Source organism: Bacillus sp. MM2020_4 (assembly GCF_011250555.1).
Classification (GTDB): Bacteria; Bacillota; Bacilli; order Bacillales; family Cytobacillaceae; genus Neobacillus.
Genome location: NZ_JAANMZ010000102.1, coordinates 1 through 1,084 on the forward strand (window position 1 = coordinate 1; position 1,084 = coordinate 1,084).

Here is a 1,084-nt window from a genome sequence, read left to right on the forward strand (position 1 = left end):
CTCGATTAATTCTGCATGGAGCCTTCTATCCAACCCTTGATTCCAGGATTATAGAGGATGCTTTTCGAAATGCCATTCAAAAATATGGTGTCCCTGAAGCCGTATACTTTGATAATGGGAAACAGTATCGCACCAAGTGGATGGCTCGTACATGTTCCAAAATAGGAACAAGACTAATTTATGCAAAACCGTATGCGGCTGAGTCTAAAGGGAAAGTTGAACGCTTCAATAGAGTCGTAGATTCTTTCTTAGGTGAAGTGGCCCTTGAAAAACCTAATTCTTTAGATCGATTGAACGAGCTTTTTCAAGTATGGTTATCGGAGTGTTATCAGAATAAACCACATTCTGGTCTAGACAGTATAAGTCCGGAATCAGCGTTTCGAAGTGATAAAAAGGCCCTTCGCTTTATAGACCCAGATAAACTAACTAATGCTTTCTTACATTGTGAAACCAGAAAAGTAGATAAATCGGGCTGCATTAGTTTTATGGATCAGAAATATGAAGTGGGACTTTCCTTCATCGGACGCAAAGTAGATGTTGTTTATGATCCTACGGATCTTGAGGAATTAACAATTGAATATGAAGGGCATTCTCCGTGGAAAGCTAAAAAGCTGGTTATAGGGGAAAGAGCTGGAAAACGGCCAACATTACCTTCGCATTTACAAGCCCATAAAGCCGATTCTTCTAGACTACTAAAAGCAGCCGAACAAAAACATGAAGACCGAAAAGTTGAACAGGCTCCGGCTGTGTCTTTCCGTGCTATTTGGAAGGAGGATGGCAAGGATGTTTGAATTTTTTTACGGAATGAAACATACTCCTTTTGCCAGGGATGTACCTACTGCACAACTGTATGATTCCTTTACGATGCAGGAAATATTAGGTCGATTAAAGTATACGGCAGAATGACAGTTATTTGCCGTTTTAACTGGGGATTGTGGTACAGGTAAAACAACCACGATTCGAAAATTTGTCGATGGACTTGATCATGGAAAATTCCAAGTACTTTATTTATCGGATTCAAAACTAACTCCTAGGCATTTTTATAAAGGATTGTTAGAACAGCTAGGAGCTGAATCAAAGTTTT

The 1,084-nt window shown here is 39.5% G+C and carries 2 protein-coding genes and 1 pseudogene; all 3 read left to right on the forward strand.

What is annotated here, in order from left to right; translation table 11 throughout:
* On the forward strand, nucleotides 1-791 hold a 791-nt coding region (locus G6554_RS25280; RefSeq protein ID WP_166246841.1), incomplete at its 5' end, for a Mu transposase C-terminal domain-containing protein.
* A complete protein-coding gene (locus G6554_RS26125) occupies nucleotides 784-906 on the forward strand; it encodes a hypothetical protein (RefSeq protein ID WP_278251743.1) in 123 nt (40 codons plus the stop codon). The genes G6554_RS25280 and G6554_RS26125, both read left to right, overlap by 8 nt.
* A gap of 15 nt (nucleotides 907-921) precedes the next feature.
* Nucleotides 922-1,084, forward strand: a pseudogene (locus tag G6554_RS25890) (AAA family ATPase); the annotation flags it as partial.

What these genes read in the sequence shown, in the direction of transcription:
- G6554_RS26125 (WP_278251743.1), top strand. Translation starts at nt 784, where the DNA reads ATGTTTGAATTTTTTTACGGAATGAAACATACTCCTTTTGCCAGGGAT.